This is a genomic window from Actinomadura rugatobispora, assembly GCF_042656285.1.
Taxonomy (GTDB): Bacteria; Actinomycetota; Actinomycetes; order Streptosporangiales; family Streptosporangiaceae; genus Spirillospora; species Spirillospora rugatobispora.
On sequence record NZ_JBHSON010000002.1, the window covers coordinates 86983 to 105473 of the forward strand.

Genomic DNA, 18491 nt, shown 5'->3' on the forward strand with positions numbered 1-18491 from the left:
CCTGGCGAACGGCGTGCGGCCCGCGTGGACCGGCCCGACAGCAGCTCCATCACGATCCACGGCCGCCCGTCGGCCTCGGGATCGGCGCCGTGGCCGCGCGTGAAGGGAACGCTCGCCGCCACGGCGCCCGCCGCGGTGCGGCGCAGCGCGGCCCCGGCCTCCGATGCGCGTCGCGGGATCCTTGTCCAGCAGCCGCCCGAGCAGCAGCGCTGGCGCTCCCGCCCGGACGGGCGACGGGACCTCCCCGGCGAGGGCCGCACCGAGCGCGGCCGGCGACCACAGGTCCGACGCCGGTCCGGCGGGCTCATCGCGCAGCCGCTCGGGCGCGATGAACCCGGGCGAGCTGGGCTTCACGTCCCGGTGAGCCCAGCGGCGCCACCAGGCGGTAGCGCGTCCATGGATCTTTGATCTTTGATCTGTTACCTTGCTCGGGATGGGCCGGGGCTCCCCCGAGGTGCGGAGAAGGGAACACTCGCGACATGCCTGATCACGGACGAACACGATGCGGCTGACCCACCTGCAGCGGCTGGAGGCGGAGAGCATCCAGATCCTCCGCGAGGCCGCGGCCGAGTCCGAGCGCCCGGTGATGCTGTACTCGGTCGGCAAGGACAGCTCGGTGATGCTGCACCTGGCGATGAAGGCGTTCCACCCGTCGAAGCCCCCGTTCCCCCTGCTCCACGTCGACACGACGTGGAAGTTCAGGGCGATGTACGACTTCCGCGACTCCACGGTGGCCGAGCTGGATCTGGAGCTGCTGGTGCACCAGAACCCCGAGTGCCTGGAGCGCGGCATCAACCCCTTCGACCACGGCTCCGCGCTGCACACCGACATGTGGAAGACCGAGGGGCTCAAACAGGCGCTGGACCTGCACCGTTTCGACCTCGCCTTCGGCGGGGCGCGCCGGGACGAGGAGAAGTCGCGCGCGAAGGAGCGGGTCTTCTCCTTCCGCTCGGACCGGCACCGCTGGGACCCCAAGGCCCAGCGGCCGGAGCTGTGGCGCCTCTACAACGCGCGCAAGCACCCGGGGGAGAGCGTGCGCGTCTTCCCGCTGTCGGACTGGACCGAACTCGACGTCTGGCAGTACATCTACAAGGAGGGCATCCCGATCGTCCCGCTCTACTACGCCGAGCCCCGCCCGGTCGTCGAGCGCGACGGGATGCTGGTGATGGCCGACGACGACCGCATGCGCCTGCACCCGGGCGAGGAGCCCCGGATGCGCAGCGTCCGCTTCCGCACCCTCGGCTGCTACCCGCTCAGCGGTGCCGTCGAGAGCACCGCGTCGACGCTTCCCGAGATCATCCAGGAGATGCTGCTGACCACGACGTCGGAACGCCAGGGCCGCGCCATCGACCACGACTCGGCCGGGTCGATGGAGAAGAAGAAGCAGGAGGGCTACTTCTGATGGCGCACGCCAGCTCCGACCTCATCGCGGGCGACATCGAGTCCTACCTGGCGCAGCACGAGCGCAAGTCCATGCTGCGGTTCATCACCTGCGGCAGCGTCGACGACGGCAAGAGCACGCTGATCGGGCGGCTCCTCTACGACTCCAAGCTGGTCTTCGAAGACCAGCTCTCCGCCTTGGAGGCCGACTCCAGGAAGGTCGGCACCCAGGGCGGCGAGCTCGACTTCGCCCTGCTCGTCGACGGTCTCGCCGCCGAGCGCGAGCAGGGCATCACCATCGACGTCGCCTACCGGTTCTTCTCCACCGGGAAGCGCAAGTTCATCGTGGCCGACACCCCCGGCCACGAGCAGTACACGCGCAACATGGTCACGGGCGCCTCCACCGCGGACCTCGCCGTGATCCTCGTCGACGCGCGCAAGGGCGTGCTGACCCAGACCCGCCGCCACAGCTACCTCGTCTCGCTGCTCGGCATCCGCCAGGTCGTCCTCGCGGTCAACAAGCTCGACCTGGAGGGCTACTCGCGGCAGGTCTTCGAGGCCATCGAGGCGGACTACCGCGGCTTCGCCGCGAGCATCGGGCTGACCGACATCACCTGCGTCCCGATGTCCGCCCTGCGCGGTGACAACGTCACCGAGCCCAGCCCCAACACGCCCTGGTACGACGGCCCCACGCTCGTCGGCCATCTGGAGACCGTCGTCATCGACGACGAGCCCAAGGGCCGTCCGTTCCGGATGCCGGTGCAGTGGGTCAACCGGCCCGACCTGGACTTCCGCGGCTTCTCCGGCCGGGTCCTGGGCGGCGCCGTCCGCACCGGGGACCGGGTCCGGGTGCTGCCCTCGGGCCGCGAGTCGACGGTCGCGCGCATCGTGACCTACGACGGCGATCTCGACGAGGCCGCCGCGGGGCGGTCGGTGACGCTGACCCTCGCCGACGAGGTCGACGCCAGCCGCGGCGACGTCATCGCCGCCGCCACGGACCCGCCCGCCGTCGCGGACCAGTTCGAGTGCCATCTGGTCTGGATGAGCGAGCGGCCGATGCTGCCCGGCCGCCCCTACCTGCTCAAGATGGGCACCCGCACCACCGGCGCGAGCATCGCGCGCCCGAAGTACCGCGTCAACGTCAACACCCTCGAACGCACCGCCGCCAAGACGCTCGAACTGAACGAGATCGGCGTCGCGACCATCAATCTCGACCGGCCGATCGCCTTCGACCCCTATGCCGACGACCGCGACATGGGCGGCTTCGTCCTCATCGACCGCTTCACCAACGACACGGTGGGCGCGGGGCTCATCGACTTCGCGCTCCGCCGCGCGCACAACGTCCACTGGCAGGCGGTCGACGTCGACAAGCGGTCCCGCGCCCGGATCAAGGGCCAGAGGCCGGCCCTCGTCTGGTTCACCGGCCTGTCCGGCGCCGGGAAGTCCACCATCGCCAACCTGGTCGAGCGCAGGCTCCACGAGCAGGGGTTCCACACCTACCTGCTCGACGGCGACAACGTGCGCCACGGGCTCAACAAGGACCTCGGCTTCACCGACGCCGACCGGGTCGAGAACGTCCGCCGGGTCGCCGAGGTGTGCAGGCTGCTGGTCGACGCGGGGGTGATCGTGCTCGCCTCGTTCATCTCCCCGTTCCGCGCCGAGCGCCGGCTGGCCCGCGAGCTGCTCGGGGACGGCGAGTTCGTCGAGGTGCACGTCGACGCCCCGCTCGAGGTCGCCGAGGGCCGTGATCGCAAGGGCCTGTACGCCAAGGCACGCCGCGGCGAGCTCGTGAACTTCACCGGCATCGACTCGCCGTACGAAGCGCCCGAGGCGCCGGAGCTGCGCCTCGACGCCGGCGGGACGGTGCCGGCCGAGGACAACGCCGGCCTCGTCGTCGAGCACCTCCGCCGCGCCGGGCTGCTCCAACCGCCCGCGGACGACCGCTGAGGGTGCCGCCGTCCCCGGCACGACTCCTTGATCGCGACCGGGAAAGGCGCAGGCCGGCGTGTCACCCGGCCCGCTACGATGACAGCTGTCCGCCGTAACCGCCCAGCACCCTCGGGGTGTGCGAGTGGAAGGCAACTGCGAACGTGCAACAGCGCCGTCTCGTTCGAACGAAGACACGTGCTGTCGTCGTCGACTACGTGCTCGAGGAGCTCTTCGAGGGAAGGCTCAAGTCGGGTGACCGGATCGACCTGGACGAGGTCTGCGAGGCGCTCGGCGTCAGCCGCCTCCCCGTCCGCGAGGCGATCGTGATGCTCGAACGGGACGGGATCGTCTCGACCAAGTACCACCGCGGCGTCTACGTCGAACCCTTCGACGCCGAGTCGATCATGGACGACTTCGAGATCATGGGGGTGCTGAGCGGCATCGCGGTGCGCCGGCTCGCCGAGAAGCAGGACACCGAGACCATCGCCGCCCTCCAGGGCCTCGTCGAGGAGCTGCGCTCGGCCGACCCCGAGGACCGGGACCGCGTCTTCGAGCTGGTGCAGCAGATCATCACGCTGGAGCAGCGGGCCGGCGGGTCGCGCCGGCTGCGCGCCGAACTGCGCTCCTACCACGGATACCTGCCCCAGGCGTTCCGGGTCGGCGCGGGCCGCAGCCACGCCAGGACCGTCGAGGCGCACGACCTCGTGGTGCGCGCCATCGTCGCCGGCGACGGCGAGGAGGCGGCCCGGCACCGGCTGGAGGACTTCCGGGACGCCGGCAGGCGGGTCGTGGCGGAACTCGAGCGGCGCGGCGTCCTCAGCGGCGCCTGATCACTGGCGGCGCCGGACGTGCTTCAGGGGACCCGGTAGCCGTCGCGTGTGAGCAGGCGGACGGGGTCGGTGCCGTCCCACGCCGCGCAGGTCCGCGCGATGCGGTCCAGCCGCACGAGGAAGCCCGGCGTGTGCTCGACCACCTCGGTGAAGAAGCCGAAGTCGGCGGCGGTGTCGAAGTAGGCGACGCGGAAGCTCCCGTTGTCGCTCTCTGCGGCGAGTTCGTAGCCCAGCCGCTCGTAGTGCGCCCTCTTGCCCTCGTAGTCCTCGGTCACGGTGCACAGCTGGTGGAGCCCGGAGACCCGGCCGCGGTGCCATTCCCGGAAGATGCTGGGGCGGTCGCAGTGCTGCCGGACGAGTTCGATCTGCACCGGACCCGCCTGCGCCACCGCGACCTGGAGGGTCACCGTCGCCGCTTTCCCGCGGTACGTCGCGTGCTGGTCGACGACCGGCAGGACGTGGAAGGGGCCGACGCCGAAGACGCGGGCCCACGTCGCCGCGGCGTCCAGGAGATCGTCGACGAGGAAGCCGAGCTGGAAGAACCGGTATTCGCCCTCCGGCCAATCCTGGTCGAACAGTGGGTGCGCCGTTTCGCCCATCGCGTCGTGACCTGTCCCGTTCATCGTGCCGTCAGGGGCCGGACGAGTACCTCCTGCGTCACGCTCGCCACGAGACGCCCGTCGGAGTCGTGGATGGCGCCTCGCGTGAGGCCGCGGTCGCCGGTGAGGGCGATCGTCTCCTGCGTGTGGAGGTGCCAGCGGTCGAAGTGGACCGGCCGGTGGAGCCAGAGGGCGTGATCGAGGCTGTAGCCGGTGAGCCTGCCCACCCCGGTCCCGCCGGGGTGGGAGCGGAAGGCCATGTCCATGAGAAGGAAGTCGCTGGCGTAGGCGAGGAGCGCGGAGTGCAGCGCCCGGTCGTCGCCGATGTCGCGCGGGAGCCGCATCCAGTGCGACCGGGGCCCGTCCGCCGAGGCGCCTCCGAGGAAGGTCGGCGCCTCGCCGATGCGCATCTCCAGGGGAGGCGGCCGGTCGATCCAGCTGCGGCCCGCCTCCCGCTGCTCGGCGGGGAGTGCCTGTGCCCAGTGCTGGAGCAGCGGTAGTTCCTCCGGGCGCGGAACGTCGGGTGGCGCGGCGTGGACGTCCGGCTCGGTGGCGCCGGCGTGGAAGGAGACGATCGCGACCAGCCGCGGCCGGTCCTCCTGGAGCACCGTCACCCGGCGAGTCGACACCGACCGCCCGTCGCGCACGCGCTCCACCGCCAGGTCGACCGTACGGCCGGGTGCGCCGGCCTCGACGAAGGCGGCGTGCAGGGAGTGCGGGGCCTTCCCGGACACCGTCGCGTCCGCCGCGAGCAGCGCCTGCGCGAGGAGCTGACCGCCGAAGACGCGGTCCTGTAACCGTCCGGGCTCGGACGGCACCCGGAACCTGTCGTCTCCGGCCGGTCGCAGCCGCAGCGCCGCGAGGATGCCGTCGAGCGAGGCGAGGATCGCCGGCCCGAGGGGGTTGCCGATATCGGTGAGCACCCTGTTATTGTGGCGCAAGTTGGATCAAAGATCAAAGCTCAAAGATCAAAGGCGGTCTCATGCGGTGGTCTCGTCCGGTGGTCCCATGCTGAGCGGTGAGAAGATCCTGGTGACCGGGCCCGCCGGGCGTATCGCGTTCGGCCTCGCCCGGTCCCTCGCCGCCGCGAACGAGGTCTGGGGGATCGCCCGCTTCGGCGACCCCGCGACCCGCGCGGAGGTCGAGGCGCTGGGGGTGACGACCCGCGCCGTCGACATCGGCGGCGGCGACTTCGGCGACCTTCCGTCCGACTTCACCTACCTCCTGCACATCGCCGCCGACTTCGGCGACGACTACGAGCGGGCCCTGCGGGTGAACGCGGAGGGCACGGGGCTCCTGCTCGCGCACTGCCGCCGCGCGAAGGCCGCCCTGGTGATGTCGACGGTCACCGTGTACAAGCCGCACCCCGATCCCTGGCACCCCTTCGCCGAGGACGACCCGCTGGGCGACGCCGGGCTGCCGCATCCGAAGCCGTACTCGATCGGTAAGATCGCCGAAGAGGCCGTGGCGCGCTACTGCGCCCGGGCGTTCGACCTCCCCGTCACGATCGCCCGCATGGGCAGCGCCTACGGCGACCGCGGCGGCCTCCCCGCCTCCTACCTGCACGCCATCGCCGCGGGTCAGAAGGTGACGGCCCGCTGGGATCCGCTGCCCTACACGCCGATCCACGACGACGACATCGGCGCCCAGCTGGAGCCGCTGCTCGACGCGGCGGGCGTGCCGGCCGCGATCGTGAATTGGGCCGGGGACGAGGCCGTGAGCGTGCAGCAGTGGTCGGCGTACTTCACCGAGCTGCTCGGCACCGAGGCCGAGGTGGTGGTCGAGCCCGTGCCCGGCGCGTCGATCGGCTCCGTCGGCGACCACACCAGGCGGTCCTCGATCACCGGTCCGTGCCGGGTGCACTGGCGGGACGGGTTCCGCCGCATGGCCGCCCGCTTCTACCCCGACCGCGTCAAGGCGGGCTGAGGCCGATGGGACGCTATCCGACGGCCGAACGGCTGATGGCCGAGGCGATCGAGGAAGCCGGTCGTTCCGACTTCGGCCCCGGGGACTTCCGCGAGGGCCTCGAGGTCCTGCTCGGCAGCCTGGAACGCGACGGCGACCTCTGCCCGGAGGCCGACGCGCAGGTGATCGGGGACTTCCGCAGGCGGCTGGTCAACCGGCTCGAGGTCGAGGCGTGGTACGCCGGGCACCCCGAGGTCGAGGACGTCGCCGTGCGCGGCCCCGTCGACATCAACGGCCTGCCGCGGACGGGCACGACCGCGCTCGCCGACATGCTCTCCCTCGACCCCCGGTTCCGCTGCCTGCGGGGCTGGGAGCAGGCCAGACCCTGCCCGCCCCCGGTCCGCGAGAACGAGGCCGCCGACCCGCGGCGCGTGAAGTTCGCCAGGGACTGGGAGAACCAGTCGGCCGAGCACCGCGCGATGCACATCTTCGAGCTCGACGCCACGATGGAGGACACCGACCTCCTCGGGATGGCCTTCCACGGCCAGCAGATGGTGCTGCCGGTGCCCGGCTACCGCGACTGGTGGCGGGAGGCCGACCTCACCGAGACCTACCGCTACCACCGGCGCGTGGTGAAGCTCCTGGGGTCGCGCCGCCCGCCGGACCTGTGGCTGTTCAAGGCACCGCACCACAAGTTCCACCTGGAGGCGCTCGCGGCGGCCTATCCGGACATCCGCTTCGTCATGACCCACCGGGACCCGGCCAAGGTGGTGCCGTCGTACGCGAGCCTGGTCTCCTCGATCACCCCGCCCGCCGACGGCGAGCGCGATCTGGCCAGGCTGGGCCGGGAGATCTGCGACCACCTGCGGATCGGCATGGAACACGCCATCGGAGCGCGCTCCCGCATCGGCGAGGACCGGTTCCTGGACGTCCACCACCGGCGGCTGATCGCCGACCCCATGGGCACCGTCCGCGACGTGTACGACTGGCTCGGCATGGAGCTCACGCCGCCCGTCGAGGAGTCGATCCGCGACTGGCAGGAGGCCAACCGCGTCGGCGCCCACGGCACCCACCGGTACACCGCCGAGCGGTTCGGCCTCAGCACCGGTCAGATCCGTTCCGACTACGACGCCTACATCCGCCGGTTCGACGTCGCGCTGGAGGGCTGACGAAGATGAGCGAACTCCCGACCTGGTCCGACCAGATGCAGGCCCTCGAAGGCGTGGTGGACGACCTCCTCGCCACCTGGCGCCCGGACGGCGCGACCGAGGCCGAGGTGCAGGACATGAACAAGCTCGCGCTCTCGATCCTCGCCTGCGGGTACATGTGCCGGGTGTACACCGACGCCCGCCGCCCCGTGTTCATGCCGCTGTGGAACTACGCGTGCAACCAGGGCGGCCCCAACCCCGACTACGTGTACTCGATGATCGAGGTCGACCCGGAAGGCGTCTACCAGATCTCGGGGTACCGCGGGACGACCCGCTTCGTGGAGATCACGCAGCAGGAACCGGAGATGACCACCCCGAAGCTCCTGACCGAGCCGCGCACCGGACCGCCGCTGCGCGTCACCAACGACCTCGACGAGCTCACCCTCGGCGACGACGGCTACTTCAGCGTCATCGTCAGCGCCGAGCGGCCCGAGGGCCACACCGGCGACTGGTGGCCGCTCGACCCGCGCACCCGGCGGCTGCTGATGCGCAAGTGCTCGTGCGACTGGAAGCACGAGGAGGACGCCCGGGTCGCGGTCAACCGCCTGGACGATCCGGGCGAGGACATGACGCCCGAGGAGATCGCCCGCCGCTTCTCCGACATGGCGGTGTGGATCCAGGGAATGATCGAGTTCGACATGCTGCTGGTCCGCTACTACAGGGAGCACCACGGGATCAACGTCCTGCTGCGCTCCCAGTGGATCGAGGATGTGGGCGGGCTGGCGAAGCAGGCGTACTACGACGGGATCCACGAGATCGGCGACGACGAGGCCCTGATCGTCGAGGTGCCCCTCCCCGAGCGGTGCCACTACTGGCAGATCCTCGTCGCCGACGACCGCTTCGCCACCGTCGACTGGGTGAATCGCCAGTCGAGCCTCAACGACCTGCAGGCGCGCGTCGACGGCGACGGCACGCTCCGCGTCGTCATCTCCAAGCAGGACCCGGGCGTGCACAACTGGCTGGACAAGGCGGACTTCCGCTGGGGCATCATCCAGATGCGCTTCTACCGGGCGAACGCGTACCCGGAGGCCACGGTCACCAGGGTCCCCTTCGCCGAGGTGCGCGAGCACCTGCCGTCCGGCACGCCCGTCCTGACGCCGGCCGAGCGGCGGGAGCAGCTGCGCGCCCGGCGTGAGGGCGCGCAGCTCCGGCGGATCTGGTGAGGCGGAGCGGGCGTGCCGCGGCCGCCGTCCGGCCGTTCCGGTTCTGCGCCGGCCCGGGCAGGCTTCCCGACCGCGCCGCGCTCGTCGAGGCGGGCAGGACCATCGAGCGGCTCGGCTACGCGACCTTCGCCCTGCCCGACCATTTCACGATGCCGTTCGCCCCGCTGCTCGCCCTGCAGGCGGTCGCCGACGCGACGAGCACCGTGCGGGTCACCCAGACCGTCCTGAACCAGGACTTCCGGCACCCCGCCGTGCTCGCCAAGGAACTGGCCACGCTGGACGTGCTGTCCGAGGGCCGGCTGGAGATCGGGATCGGCGCCGGCTGGATGCGTGCCGAGTACGAGCAGGCCGGCATCGCCTTCGACTCGGCGCCGGCGCGGATCGAGCGGCTCGAGGAGGTCGTCGCCGTCCTCAAGGGGCTGTTCGCCGAGGGCCCCTTCACCTTCGGCGGGAAGCACGTCACCATCGCGGCCTTGGACGGGACGCCGAAGCCGGTGCAGCGCCCGCACCCGCCGATCATGATCGGCGGCGGCGGCCGCGGGCTGCTGTCGGCCGCCGGTCGCCAGGCCGACATCGTGCAGATCCTGCCCCGCCCTCTCGGGGGAGCGGGCACCGGATCGACGGGAGCCGGAGCGGGCGGGCCGCGCCCGTTCACCGCGGACGCCTACGAGGAGCGGATCGGCTGGATCCGGGAGGCCGCCGGGGACCGCTTCGACGACATCGAACTGGGCGCCCAGCTGCTGGAGCTGGCGATCACCGACGACCCGGACGAGCGTTTCGAGGTCTTCTTCCAGCGGTTCGGCCGGCGGCTCGGCGACGCGGTCCCGTCCCGGGACGAGCTCCGCGCCTCGCCGCTGCTCGCGATCGGGACGCTGGACGAGGTGTGCGAGAGACTCCTGCTGACCCGGGAGCGCTTCGGGATCAGCTATCTCATGGCCCCGATCGGGGCGAGGCCCGAATCGCTGGCACCGGTCATCGAACGGCTGTCGGGGCGGTGACATGACGATCGATTTCGCGCTGACCCCGGACGGCACGTGGGACGTCGACGGCGCGGGCCTTGCCGCGGCGCCCGCCGGCGCCGGTTTCTCCGCCGTCGGAATGCTCGCCCGGCATGCCGATGCCGCCTGCGCGAGGGCACTGGCCGATGCCGGATTGCGGTGCCACGAGGTGCTGGCCCTGGTGGTGACCGGCGACGAGGAGTCCACGCTGCGCCACACGCGCCGGCTCGCCGAGGCGGCGGCGGCCGTGAAGGCGCCGTGGGTGCTGACCACGTTCACAGTGCCGCTGGACGGAACCACCGCCCCGCTGATCCGGCGATGCGCGGAGGTGCTCGCCGAGGCCGGCACGGGAATGGCGGTCGAGTTCAGCCCGCTCGGCGCGGTCACCTCGATCTCCGCCGCCCTGGACGTGGTCGAGGCCGCCGGCGCCGCCAGGGCCGGGGTGCTGATCGACTCCTGGCACTTCTTCCGCGGGGACGGCACCTGGGAGCAGCTGGAGCGGGTGCCGCTCGACCGGATCGCCTACGTCCAGTTCGACGACGCCCCGCCCGCGGTGTCGGACGGCGCGATGAAGGAGACGATGCACCGCCGCGTCATGCCCGGCGACGGGACCTTCGAGCTCGACCGGTTCGCCTCGACCCTGCTGGAGCGGGGCTGGTCGGGTCTGGTGAGCGTCGAGGTGCTCAACGCCCGGCTGCGCGAGCTCCCCGTCCCCGAATTCTCGAGACTGGCCTTCGAGACCACCGTCCGGTACTGGCGATGAGCCCCCGTGGAACCAGGAGTGTCATGACAAAGCCCGACTTCCCCGGCGAGCACGACTACTCGCTCCTCGGCGAGAACCACGTCCGCGCGTACCGCGAGAGCGGCGGCGAGGTCGGCTACATCTGGAACGGCGCCCCCACCCTGCTGCTGACGACCACCGGCCGCCGCAGCGGCCTGCCGCGGACGATCCCGATCATCTACGGCCGCGTCGGCGCCGATCACCTGCTCGTCGCCTCGCGCGGCGGCGCGCCGAAGCATCCGCACTGGTACCTCAACCTCCAGGCGGACCCGGAGGCCGAGATCCAGGTCAGGCGGGAGATCCTCCAGGTCACGGCGCGCACCGCGGCGGAGGACGAGAAACCGCGCCTCTGGAAGATCATGACCGGCCTGTGGCCGAACTACGACGTCTACCAGGCGCGCACCGACCGGATCATCCCCGTCGTGGTGCTGAGTCCGCGATGAGAGGCCTCGCCGGGAAGGTCTGCATCGTCGCCGGGGGCGGTTCCGGGATCGGCGCCGCCACCGCCGTGCGGCTGGCCGAGGAGGGCGCGTCGGTCGTCGTCGGCGACCTCGACGCCGGGAACGCGGAACGGGTCGCGGACCGGATCGGGCAGGGCGCCTCCGCGATCGCCGTGCCGTTCGACATCGCCGACGAGCCGTCGGTCGACGCGCTCGTCCGGCGGACGCTCGACGCCTTCGGCCGCGTCGACGGCGTCCACGTCAACGCCGCCGACCTGTTGCCGGGCACGCTCGGGCGGGACGCCGACCCCGCGGCGGTGCCGCTGGAGGTCTTCGACCGCACCATCGCGGTGAATCTCCGCGGCCATCTCCTCGTCACGAGACGCGTCCTGCCCGAGCTGCGCGAGCGCGGCGGCAGCATCGTGTACACCGCGTCGGCGGCGGCCGTCACCGGCACGTCGGGGCGCGGCGCGTACGCGATGTCGAAGGGCGGGATCCTGTCGCTGTCGCGGCACGTCGCCCACGCCTACGGCAAGCAGCGCGTCCGCTCCAACGTCGTGGCGCCCGGCCACGTCCTGACCGAGGGCGTCCTCGCCCGCGCCGCCGGGGACACGACCGTCCTGGAACGCTCCCTCGCCGCGCTGCCGTCCACCCGGCTCGGCGAACCCGCGGACATCGCCGCCGCCGTCGCCTTCCTGCTCTCCGACGACGCCGCCTGGGTCAACGGCCAGATCCTCAGCGTGGACGGCGGCGCGACCATGCGCTGAGCGCGGGCGCAACGGGCGGGAGGGTGAGATCATCAGGGAATGCCGATCGACCCGCAGCTGCTCGCCGTGTTCACGGTGACCACCATCGTCGCCCTCATCACCCCGGGGCCCGACATGCTCTTCGTGCTCGGGTGCGGGGTGCGGGGCGGCGCCCGCGCCGGGCTGCTGGCCACGCTCGGCGTGATCACGGGGGACGCGCTGTACATCGCCGCCGCGGCCGCCGGGCTCGCCGCGCTGCTCACGGCCTTCCCGGTCGCGTTCACGGTGCTGCGGATCGCGGGTGCCGCGTACCTGATCCACCTCGGCGTGCAGATGATCCGCAAGCGGAGGAACGGCCTGGACGACGATCCGGCGGCCGGCGGGATGTCGGGCCGGCGCGCCTACCTCAACGGCGTGGTGTCGTCGGCGGCCAACCCGCAGACGTTCACGTTCATGGTCGCCTTCCTGCCGCAGTTCATCGACCCCGCCGCGGGGCCGGTCTGGCTGCAGTTCGCGATTCTCGGGGGAGTCCTGATCGTCCTGGAGTTCCTGGCCGATGGCGCGGTCGGCGTCCTGGCCGGGCGGATCGGCGGCTGGCTGCGCGGCCGCAAGGCGGTCCGCCGCAGGATCGACGCGGCGACCGGAAGCGTGTTCATCGGCATGGGCGTCACCCTCGCCGCCGAGAGCTGACCGGCGCCCCGGCTACGGGCTCAGGCCGGACTCCAGGTGCGCCAGCGCGGCGTCGATCTCGGCGGGCCCGTCCATGCCGGGGTCATGCGCCCACTGCAGCCAGACGATGGCAACGACTCCGAAGACCGCGCCGATGGCGTTCCGCAGCCGTGGATCGTCCGCGGCGCACGCGGCCCGCTCCGCCACGGCCTCGCCGACCTCGCGGATCACGCCGGGGCTCCTGCGCAGGTTGGCCACCAGCAGCTCGGGCACGGTGGCCGCGAACACCTCCCGGGCGTGCCCGCCGGCGATCTCCTCGGCGGACAGGGCGGCGAACGCCGTGCGGAACGCGCCGCGCAGCACGGTGACCGGAGGACCCGGCGGCTGGGCGGCCAGGGCCTCGGCGAGGGGCAGGAACCGGTCGAGCGTGACCAGGTGCTCCTTGGTCGGGAAGTAGCGGAAGAAGGTGGCGGGGGAGATCTCGGCGGCCTCGGCGATCTGCTCGACGGTGGTGCCGCCGTAGCCGCGCTCGCGGAAGAGCCTGAACGCCTCGTTCAGGATCGTCTCCCTGGTCCTGGCCTTCTTGCGTTGGCGCAGCCCGCTCTCACCCATGCGCCGAACCCTATCGCGCACTCAAGTGATGCTAGCCTCTCATTTGAAGGTCGACTATCAAATTCTATGGAGGTGGACGGGTGGGCGACGCGATCAACGGCCTGCATCATGTGGGGCACATCGTGCGGGACATGCGTGAGGCCATGGAGCTGTACCGCCGGCTCGGCTTCACCGTGCCGGCGCCCGCCTATCCCGTGCTGCCGCGCGTCGCGGGAGGTCCCGCCGAGCCTTTCGGGGTGGCCAACACGCATGTGCACTTCCCCGGCGGCTTCGTCGAACTGGTGGCCGTGGTCGACGACACCGGTCGCATGCCCGCCGGCGCCCGCCCGATCCCGCTGCGGGTGCCCGACGACGAGCGGCCGCGGTTGACGGCCGCGATCCGCGCCACCGCCGCGAACATCACGTCCTTCCTCGAACGCTTCGAGGGCCTCCACATCATGATCGCCGACACTCCGGACATCGACGGCGTCGCCGCGCGGCTGGCGTCGGCCGGGGTCGTTCACGGCGGCGTGCACGCGGTCCAGCGCCCCGTCGAGACCGGCGCGGGGACGAGGATGGAGCCGGCCCGCTACCTGGAGATCTCCGCTCCCGGCCTGCCCGCCGGCCGCGTGCCGGAGGGCAGGATCGGGTTCGCCGAGAACGCCCCGGGCGAGCAGCCGCACATCGACCATCCCAACGGCGCGACCGGCCTGGCCGGGTGCGTGCTGTGCGTCGCCGACCGGGACCTGCCCGAAACGGAACATCGTTACGGCGCCTACTTCGGGGAGCGGCTCGACCGGGCGAAGCTCACCGTCGTGCCCGCGTCGGCGCTCGCCGGCCTGCTGCCCGGCGAGCGTCCCGCCGCCCTGCCCGCGTTCGCCGGGTACGCGGTGTCGGTGCGCGACATCGCCGCCACCGAGCGGCTGCTGCGCGGCAACGGCGTACCGGCCACGCGAACCGGCCGGGGAGAAGTCCTCGTCCCGGCCGCCGCCGCGCTGGGCACCGCGATCACCTTCCGCCAGGACGCCTGAGCGCAGCCGATCGCGGCCGGGTGCCGCGCGGTGATTTGCGGCGGGATGTCGGTGATCTCCTTTACGGTCATTACCGTGATCAACGCCTCGGAGATCGATGAGACCACGTTCGTGATGCCGGACTCCTGGCTCGGCGCGCGGCACCCGCGCCGCGACCGTCCTGGCGTTCCGCGGCTGGCCGCGCCGGACGAGGCCGCCGCCGAACACGCGCGGTCCCTCGTGGACCAAGCCCGGGACCTCATCGAGGAGGTCATCGCCCTCCCCGGCACCGTGCCGGAGCTCGCCGACGCCGCCCGCGCCCACCTGAAGGGCGACCCGAATCCCCTCGGTGCCGCGACGGTCGCCTTCGTCGCCACCTTCCCGGCGCGCCCGATGGACAGGACGGGACAACCTGTCGCGGCCCCGGACGCCTGGGTCATCGATCACGGCGTCGCCTTCGCCGTCGCCGCGTACGCGGATTTCGCCGGCATCTGGGCCGACGGCCGAACCGTCAGGGAACCGGCGCCGGGAGAGCCGTTCCGCGATGTGTTCCGGTGGACGGGCGTGCGGTACCGGAACGCGAACGAGCATCGGGCCGGCTGGTGGTTGAACCGCACGCCCGTGAAGTGGCTGCGCACCCTTCTCGCCGCCGCGCCCGACGACGTCTACTCCGAGGCCGTCGAATGCCTTGAGGCGCGACGCGGGCACCAGTTGCAGCGGCTCATCACCGCCTACCTGGTGCCGACCAGAGACGACTGGGTCGACGACCTGTGCGCGAACACCGAACCGTCGGCGACCGAAACGTTCCAGCGGTGGATGCCGTTCTGCGCACTCGGTGGGCCGCACCAGCCCGCCGAGCTGGGCCTGCGGCTCGACGCCGGGCACGGTATCGACGTCATCGCCTCGCTGATCGACGGCGTCGGCCCCGAGGCCGCCGTGCCGCTCCTCGCCGATGCCGTGGACCGGTCGGCCGTCGGGTACGACGCCCCGCCTCCGCAGGACATCCTCCTCACCTTCCCCCTGGACGAGGCGTTCCAGGCCCTCATCGACCGAGGCCCCGACCTGGACGTCGGGCCCGCTCTCGTGGCCGCCGCCCGCCGCTACCCCGCCCGTGCGATGCGTTTGCTGCCCCGGTCGAAGGCTCCGCGGGCCGCCGACCTCCTCAACGCGCATGTCCGCGTCCACCCGTCCCTCGCCGAGACCGTGCTTCCCGGCCTTCCCGCCGAGGCCGGGGCGAGGGTCCGGGAGATCCTGGACGCCACGACCCGCTTCCCGAGCGCCACCGACCTGCCGCCCCTGCTCGTCGCGCCGCCGTGGACCCGCCCCAAGGCCAAGCCCGTCGTCATCAGGGATCTGCCCATGCCCGGCCTCCGCGCGACCGCCTGGGAGCCGGGCGAGCGGGAGTCGTGGGCGGCGGAGGCCGAGCACAAACCCGACCACCTCATCGAGGAGTGGGCCGAGGAGTTCGACAAGATCTCCTCCTTCCACCAGGCCGCCGTCCTCATGAACGGATCCGACGAGCTGGCCCGCCCGCTGCTCGCGCGCTGGGAACCCGGCGCCATCTGGCACGTGAACCGGTTCATCCTGGCCATCGTCGCGCGCTTCGGGGCCGACGCCGCCGACTGCGCCCTGTTCATCGCCCGCCGCGACAAGGCCGCCGACGGAGCGGCCCTGATGCCTCTGCTCAGTGACGAGATCGCGCGGACGATGGCGGACTGGCTCGTCCGCCGCAAGAAGCTGGACAAGACCGCCCGCGCCTGGTTCGCCCGGCACGGCCTCGCCGCCGTCCCCGCGCTCGTCCCGGACGCGCTCGGCAAGGCCGGCCCCGCTCGCCGCGCGGCCGAAGGGGCCTTGCGCATGCTCGCCGAGCGGCACGGCAGAGCCCCGATCGTCGAGGCCGCCCGCCGCCACGGCGACAAGGCCGCCGACGCGATCGAGGCCATGCTCCCCGACGGCCCGCTGGACAACGTGCCGGCGAAGGTCCCGGCCGTCGGCTGGGTCGACCCGCGCATGCTCCCGCGGATCCTCCTGCGCGACCGCGCGCAGACCCTCCCGGACGACGCCGTCGGGCACGTCCTCACCATGCTGGCGATGTCGAAGCCGCGCGAGGTGTACGCGGGGGTGCGGGTCGTCCGCGAGCTGTGCGACCCGGCGTCGCTCGCCGAGTTCGGGTGGGCGCTGTTCCGCTGGTGGGAGCTGTGCGGCGCCGACTCAAGGGAGAACTGGGCGTTCACCCAGCTGGGGCTGACCGGAGACGACGGGACCGTCCGCCGCCTGACCCCGCTGATCCGCGCGTGGCCCGGCGACGGCGGTCACGCCAGGGCGGTGACGGGCCTGGACGTCCTCGCCGCGATCGGCACCGGCAGCGCACTGATCCACCTGCACTCGATCTCCCAGCGGGTGAAGTTCAAGGGCCTCAAGGCCCGCGCCCGGGAGAAGATCGAGGAGGTCGCGGCGGGGCTCGAACTCACCGGTGACCAGCTCGCCGACCGTCTCGTCCCCGATTTCGGCCTGGCCGCGTCCGGCACGATGCTCCTGGACTACGGCCCCCGCCGCTTCGTGATCGGGTTCGACGAGTCGCTCAGGCCGACCGTCGCCGACGAGGACGGCAGGCCCCGCAGGTCGCTCCCGAAGCCGGGAAAGGGAGACGATCCGGAGCTGGCACCCGCCGCGTACAAGCGGTTCTCGGACCTCAAGAAGGACGTCCGCACGGCCGCCGCCGACCAGCTCACCCGCTTCAGGACCGCCATGGTCACGGGCCGCCGCTGGCCCGGTGGCGAGTTCCGGGAGTTCCTCGTCGCGCACCCGCTGGTCGGGCACATCGTCCGCCGCCTGGTCTGGGTCGCCGAGAACGGCGAGGGGGCCACCGCGGCCTTCCGCGTGGCCGAGGACGGCACGTACGCGAACGCCGTCGACGACACCGTCACCCTCCCCGAGACCGCGCGGATCGGCGTCGCGCACCCCATCGACCTCGGCGACGACCTGTCCGCCTGGAAGGAGTTGTTCGCCGACTACGAGATCCTGCAGCCGTTCCCGCAGCTCGAGCATCCGGTCCACACCCTCGACGAGGACGAGCGCGACGCGGGGCGCCTGACCCGCTTCGAGGGTCTCGAAGTCCCGGCCGGTGCCCTTCTCGGCCTCGTCCGGCGCGGCTGGGAGCGCGGGGCGCCGATGGATGCGGGCATCGAGCACTGGATCTCCCGCCGTGTCGCGGACGACCGGCACCTGGTCCTCACCCTCGATCCCGGCATGAGCATCGGCATGCCCGACGAGAACGGCCCGCAGACCCTCGTCGACGTCCGGCTCGCCCAGCACCCCTACCACTACCGGAGAGACGAGCCCACGTCCCTGCGGTTCGGCGACCTCGACCCGATCGTCGCCTCCGAGCTCCTCGACGACCTGATCCAGCTGAAAGGCTCGGCGGAGTGAACGCACCGCCGGGCCCGATCAGCCGGTGCGGGTGAGGGTGTCGATCGCGGCGACCTCCTCGGCGGTGAGGTCGAAGCCTTCCAGGTCGAAGTTGGCGGCGATGCGCTCCCGGTGCGAGGACCTGGGGAGGATCACGATGTCGTGTTCCAGGTGCCATCGCAGGACGACCTGCGCGGGAGTGACACCGTGCCGCTGGGCGATCTCGGTGAGGGCAGGGTCGTTCAGGTCGGTGTTCTTCAGGCCGCTGTAGCCCTCGACGACCACGCCGCGGCGGCGGTGCTCGTCCAGCAGGGCCGGATCGTGCTGTCCCGGGCTCCACGGGATCTGGTTGACCGCCGGCCGCCGCCCGGTGGCCTCGGTCAGCAGGTCGATCTGGGCCGGGCTGTAGTTGCTGACCCCGACGTTGCGGGCCAGTCCCGCGTCCCGGGCCGCCAGCAGCTCCTCCCACGCCGGGACGAGCGCGTCCCGGCCGGGCGGCCAGTGGATCAGCCACAGGTCGACGTAGCCGGTGTCGAGCAGCCGGAGGCTCGACTCCAGGGCGCGGCGGGCGTGCCGCGCGTCCTGGGGGCGCAGCTTGGTGGTGATGAAGACCTGCTCCCGGTCCACGCCGCCGTCCTTGACGGCCCTGCCGACCTCCGACTCGTTCTTGTACAGCGTCGCGGTGTCGATGTGCCGGTAACCGATATCGAGCGCCGCGCGCACCGACTCGTAGGCGGTCTTGGACCGCAGCTCCCAGGTCCCGAAACCGATCAACGGCAGCGCGGTGCCGCCGGGCAGGTTCACAGTGCGGATCATGCACCGCATTGTGCCCCC

At 72.1% G+C, this 18491-nt stretch carries 17 protein-coding genes; 13 read left to right on the top strand and 4 right to left on the bottom strand.

The window, feature by feature from the left end; all coding sequences use genetic code 11:
• Nucleotides 1-502 precede the first annotated feature (502 nt).
• From cysD to ACFPZN_RS01665, 3 genes are all read left to right on the top strand, one after another.
• Entirely contained in the window at nucleotides 503-1402 is a 900-nt protein-coding gene (cysD, locus tag ACFPZN_RS01655; RefSeq protein ID WP_378279365.1) for a sulfate adenylyltransferase subunit CysD, read from the top strand.
• The gene (cysN, locus tag ACFPZN_RS01660) at nucleotides 1402-3327 is read left to right on the top strand and encodes a sulfate adenylyltransferase subunit CysN (RefSeq protein ID WP_378279367.1); all 1926 of its coding nucleotides are present in this window, start codon (nucleotides 1402-1404) and stop codon (nucleotides 3325-3327) included. The genes cysD and cysN overlap by 1 nt, the downstream gene beginning before the upstream one ends.
• A 143-nt stretch (nucleotides 3328-3470) precedes the next feature.
• Nucleotides 3471-4139 (top strand): GntR family transcriptional regulator, encoded by a 669-nt coding sequence (locus ACFPZN_RS01665; protein WP_378279369.1) that lies wholly within the window; start codon nucleotides 3471-3473, stop codon nucleotides 4137-4139.
• Nucleotides 4140-4162: 23 nt separating this feature from the next.
• Here ACFPZN_RS01665 and ACFPZN_RS01670 read toward each other — a convergent pair whose 3' ends face one another.
• A complete protein-coding gene (locus tag ACFPZN_RS01670; protein ID WP_378279371.1) occupies nucleotides 4163-4738 on the bottom strand; it encodes a VOC family protein in 576 nt (191 codons plus the stop codon).
• A gap of 20 nt (nucleotides 4739-4758) precedes the next feature.
• Complete coding sequence (locus ACFPZN_RS01675; RefSeq protein WP_378279373.1) at nucleotides 4759-5661, bottom strand: acyl-CoA thioesterase; 903 nt, start codon at nucleotides 5659-5661, stop codon at nucleotides 4759-4761.
• Between the two features lie 85 nt (nucleotides 5662-5746).
• Here ACFPZN_RS01675 and ACFPZN_RS01680 point away from each other — a divergent pair, with 85 nt between their 5' ends.
• The 8 genes from ACFPZN_RS01680 to ACFPZN_RS01715 are packed head-to-tail and all read left to right on the top strand — an operon-like array spanning nucleotide 5747 to nucleotide 12669.
• The gene (locus tag ACFPZN_RS01680) at nucleotides 5747-6664 is read left to right on the top strand and encodes an NAD-dependent epimerase/dehydratase family protein (protein WP_378279375.1); all 918 of its coding nucleotides are present in this window, start codon (nucleotides 5747-5749) and stop codon (nucleotides 6662-6664) included.
• Nucleotides 6665-6669: 5 nt separating this feature from the next.
• Nucleotides 6670-7812: a sulfotransferase family protein gene (locus ACFPZN_RS01685; RefSeq protein WP_378279377.1), complete on the top strand. Its 1143-nt coding sequence runs from the start codon at nucleotides 6670-6672 to the stop codon at nucleotides 7810-7812.
• A 5-nt stretch (nucleotides 7813-7817) separates the two neighbouring features.
• Nucleotides 7818-9014 carry a DUF1214 domain-containing protein gene (locus ACFPZN_RS01690; protein WP_378279379.1) on the top strand — a complete coding sequence of 399 codons (1197 nt, stop codon included), beginning with the start codon at nucleotides 7818-7820 and terminating at the stop codon, nucleotides 9012-9014.
• Nucleotides 9011-10012 (top strand): TIGR03621 family F420-dependent LLM class oxidoreductase, encoded by a 1002-nt coding sequence (locus tag ACFPZN_RS01695; RefSeq protein ID WP_378279381.1) that lies wholly within the window; start codon nucleotides 9011-9013, stop codon nucleotides 10010-10012. Before ACFPZN_RS01690 ends, ACFPZN_RS01695 begins: the two co-directional genes overlap by 4 nt.
• Nucleotide 10013: 1 nt before the next feature.
• On the top strand, nucleotides 10014-10775 hold the full coding sequence (locus tag ACFPZN_RS01700) for a sugar phosphate isomerase/epimerase family protein (RefSeq protein ID WP_378279383.1): 762 nt from the start codon (nucleotides 10014-10016) through the stop codon (nucleotides 10773-10775).
• Nucleotides 10776-10798: 23 nt separating this feature from the next.
• A complete protein-coding gene (locus ACFPZN_RS01705) occupies nucleotides 10799-11236 on the top strand; it encodes a nitroreductase family deazaflavin-dependent oxidoreductase (protein ID WP_378279385.1) in 438 nt (145 codons plus the stop codon).
• Entirely contained in the window at nucleotides 11233-12000 is a 768-nt protein-coding gene (locus ACFPZN_RS01710) for an SDR family NAD(P)-dependent oxidoreductase (protein ID WP_378279387.1), read from the top strand. The genes ACFPZN_RS01705 and ACFPZN_RS01710 overlap by 4 nt, the downstream gene beginning before the upstream one ends.
• A 39-nt stretch (nucleotides 12001-12039) precedes the next feature.
• On the top strand, nucleotides 12040-12669 hold the full coding sequence (locus ACFPZN_RS01715) for a LysE family translocator (RefSeq protein ID WP_378279389.1): 630 nt from the start codon (nucleotides 12040-12042) through the stop codon (nucleotides 12667-12669).
• 12 nt (nucleotides 12670-12681) lie between these two features.
• Here ACFPZN_RS01715 and ACFPZN_RS01720 read toward each other — a convergent pair whose 3' ends face one another.
• On the bottom strand, nucleotides 12682-13260 hold the full coding sequence (locus tag ACFPZN_RS01720; protein ID WP_378279391.1) for a TetR family transcriptional regulator: 579 nt from the start codon (nucleotides 13258-13260) through the stop codon (nucleotides 12682-12684).
• Nucleotides 13261-13340: 80 nt separating this feature from the next.
• Here ACFPZN_RS01720 and ACFPZN_RS01725 point away from each other — a divergent pair, with 80 nt between their 5' ends.
• Both ACFPZN_RS01725 and ACFPZN_RS01730 read left to right on the top strand, forming a co-directional pair.
• On the top strand, nucleotides 13341-14270 hold the full coding sequence (locus ACFPZN_RS01725) for a VOC family protein (protein ID WP_378279393.1): 930 nt from the start codon (nucleotides 13341-13343) through the stop codon (nucleotides 14268-14270).
• A gap of 75 nt (nucleotides 14271-14345) precedes the next feature.
• Entirely contained in the window at nucleotides 14346-17678 is a 3333-nt protein-coding gene (locus ACFPZN_RS01730; RefSeq protein ID WP_378279394.1) for a DUF4132 domain-containing protein, read from the top strand.
• A gap of 18 nt (nucleotides 17679-17696) precedes the next feature.
• On the opposite strand, the gene ACFPZN_RS01735 is transcribed toward ACFPZN_RS01730, so the two are convergent.
• Complete coding sequence (locus ACFPZN_RS01735; protein ID WP_378279396.1) at nucleotides 17697-18473, bottom strand: aldo/keto reductase; 777 nt, start codon at nucleotides 18471-18473, stop codon at nucleotides 17697-17699.
• Nucleotides 18474-18491 lie beyond the last annotated feature (18 nt).

Coding starts and splice junctions, on each gene's coding strand:
- cysD (WP_378279365.1), top strand. CDS start 503: ATGCGGCTGACCCACCTGCAGCGGCTGGAGGCGGAGAGCATCCAGATC.
- cysN (WP_378279367.1), top strand. CDS start 1,402: ATGGCGCACGCCAGCTCCGACCTCATCGCGGGCGACATCGAGTCCTAC.
- ACFPZN_RS01670 (WP_378279371.1), bottom strand. CDS start 4,738: ATGGGCGAAACGGCGCACCCACTGTTCGACCAGGATTGGCCGGAGGGC.
- ACFPZN_RS01680 (WP_378279375.1), top strand. CDS start 5,747: ATGCTGAGCGGTGAGAAGATCCTGGTGACCGGGCCCGCCGGGCGTATC.
- ACFPZN_RS01685 (WP_378279377.1), top strand. CDS start 6,670: ATGGGACGCTATCCGACGGCCGAACGGCTGATGGCCGAGGCGATCGAG.
- ACFPZN_RS01690 (WP_378279379.1), top strand. CDS start 7,818: ATGAGCGAACTCCCGACCTGGTCCGACCAGATGCAGGCCCTCGAAGGC.
- ACFPZN_RS01700 (WP_378279383.1), top strand. CDS start 10,014: ATGACGATCGATTTCGCGCTGACCCCGGACGGCACGTGGGACGTCGAC.
- ACFPZN_RS01705 (WP_378279385.1), top strand. CDS start 10,799: ATGACAAAGCCCGACTTCCCCGGCGAGCACGACTACTCGCTCCTCGGC.
- ACFPZN_RS01710 (WP_378279387.1), top strand. CDS start 11,233: ATGAGAGGCCTCGCCGGGAAGGTCTGCATCGTCGCCGGGGGCGGTTCC.
- ACFPZN_RS01715 (WP_378279389.1), top strand. CDS start 12,040: ATGCCGATCGACCCGCAGCTGCTCGCCGTGTTCACGGTGACCACCATC.
- ACFPZN_RS01720 (WP_378279391.1), bottom strand. CDS start 13,260: ATGGGTGAGAGCGGGCTGCGCCAACGCAAGAAGGCCAGGACCAGGGAG.
- ACFPZN_RS01735 (WP_378279396.1), bottom strand. CDS start 18,473: ATGATCCGCACTGTGAACCTGCCCGGCGGCACCGCGCTGCCGTTGATC.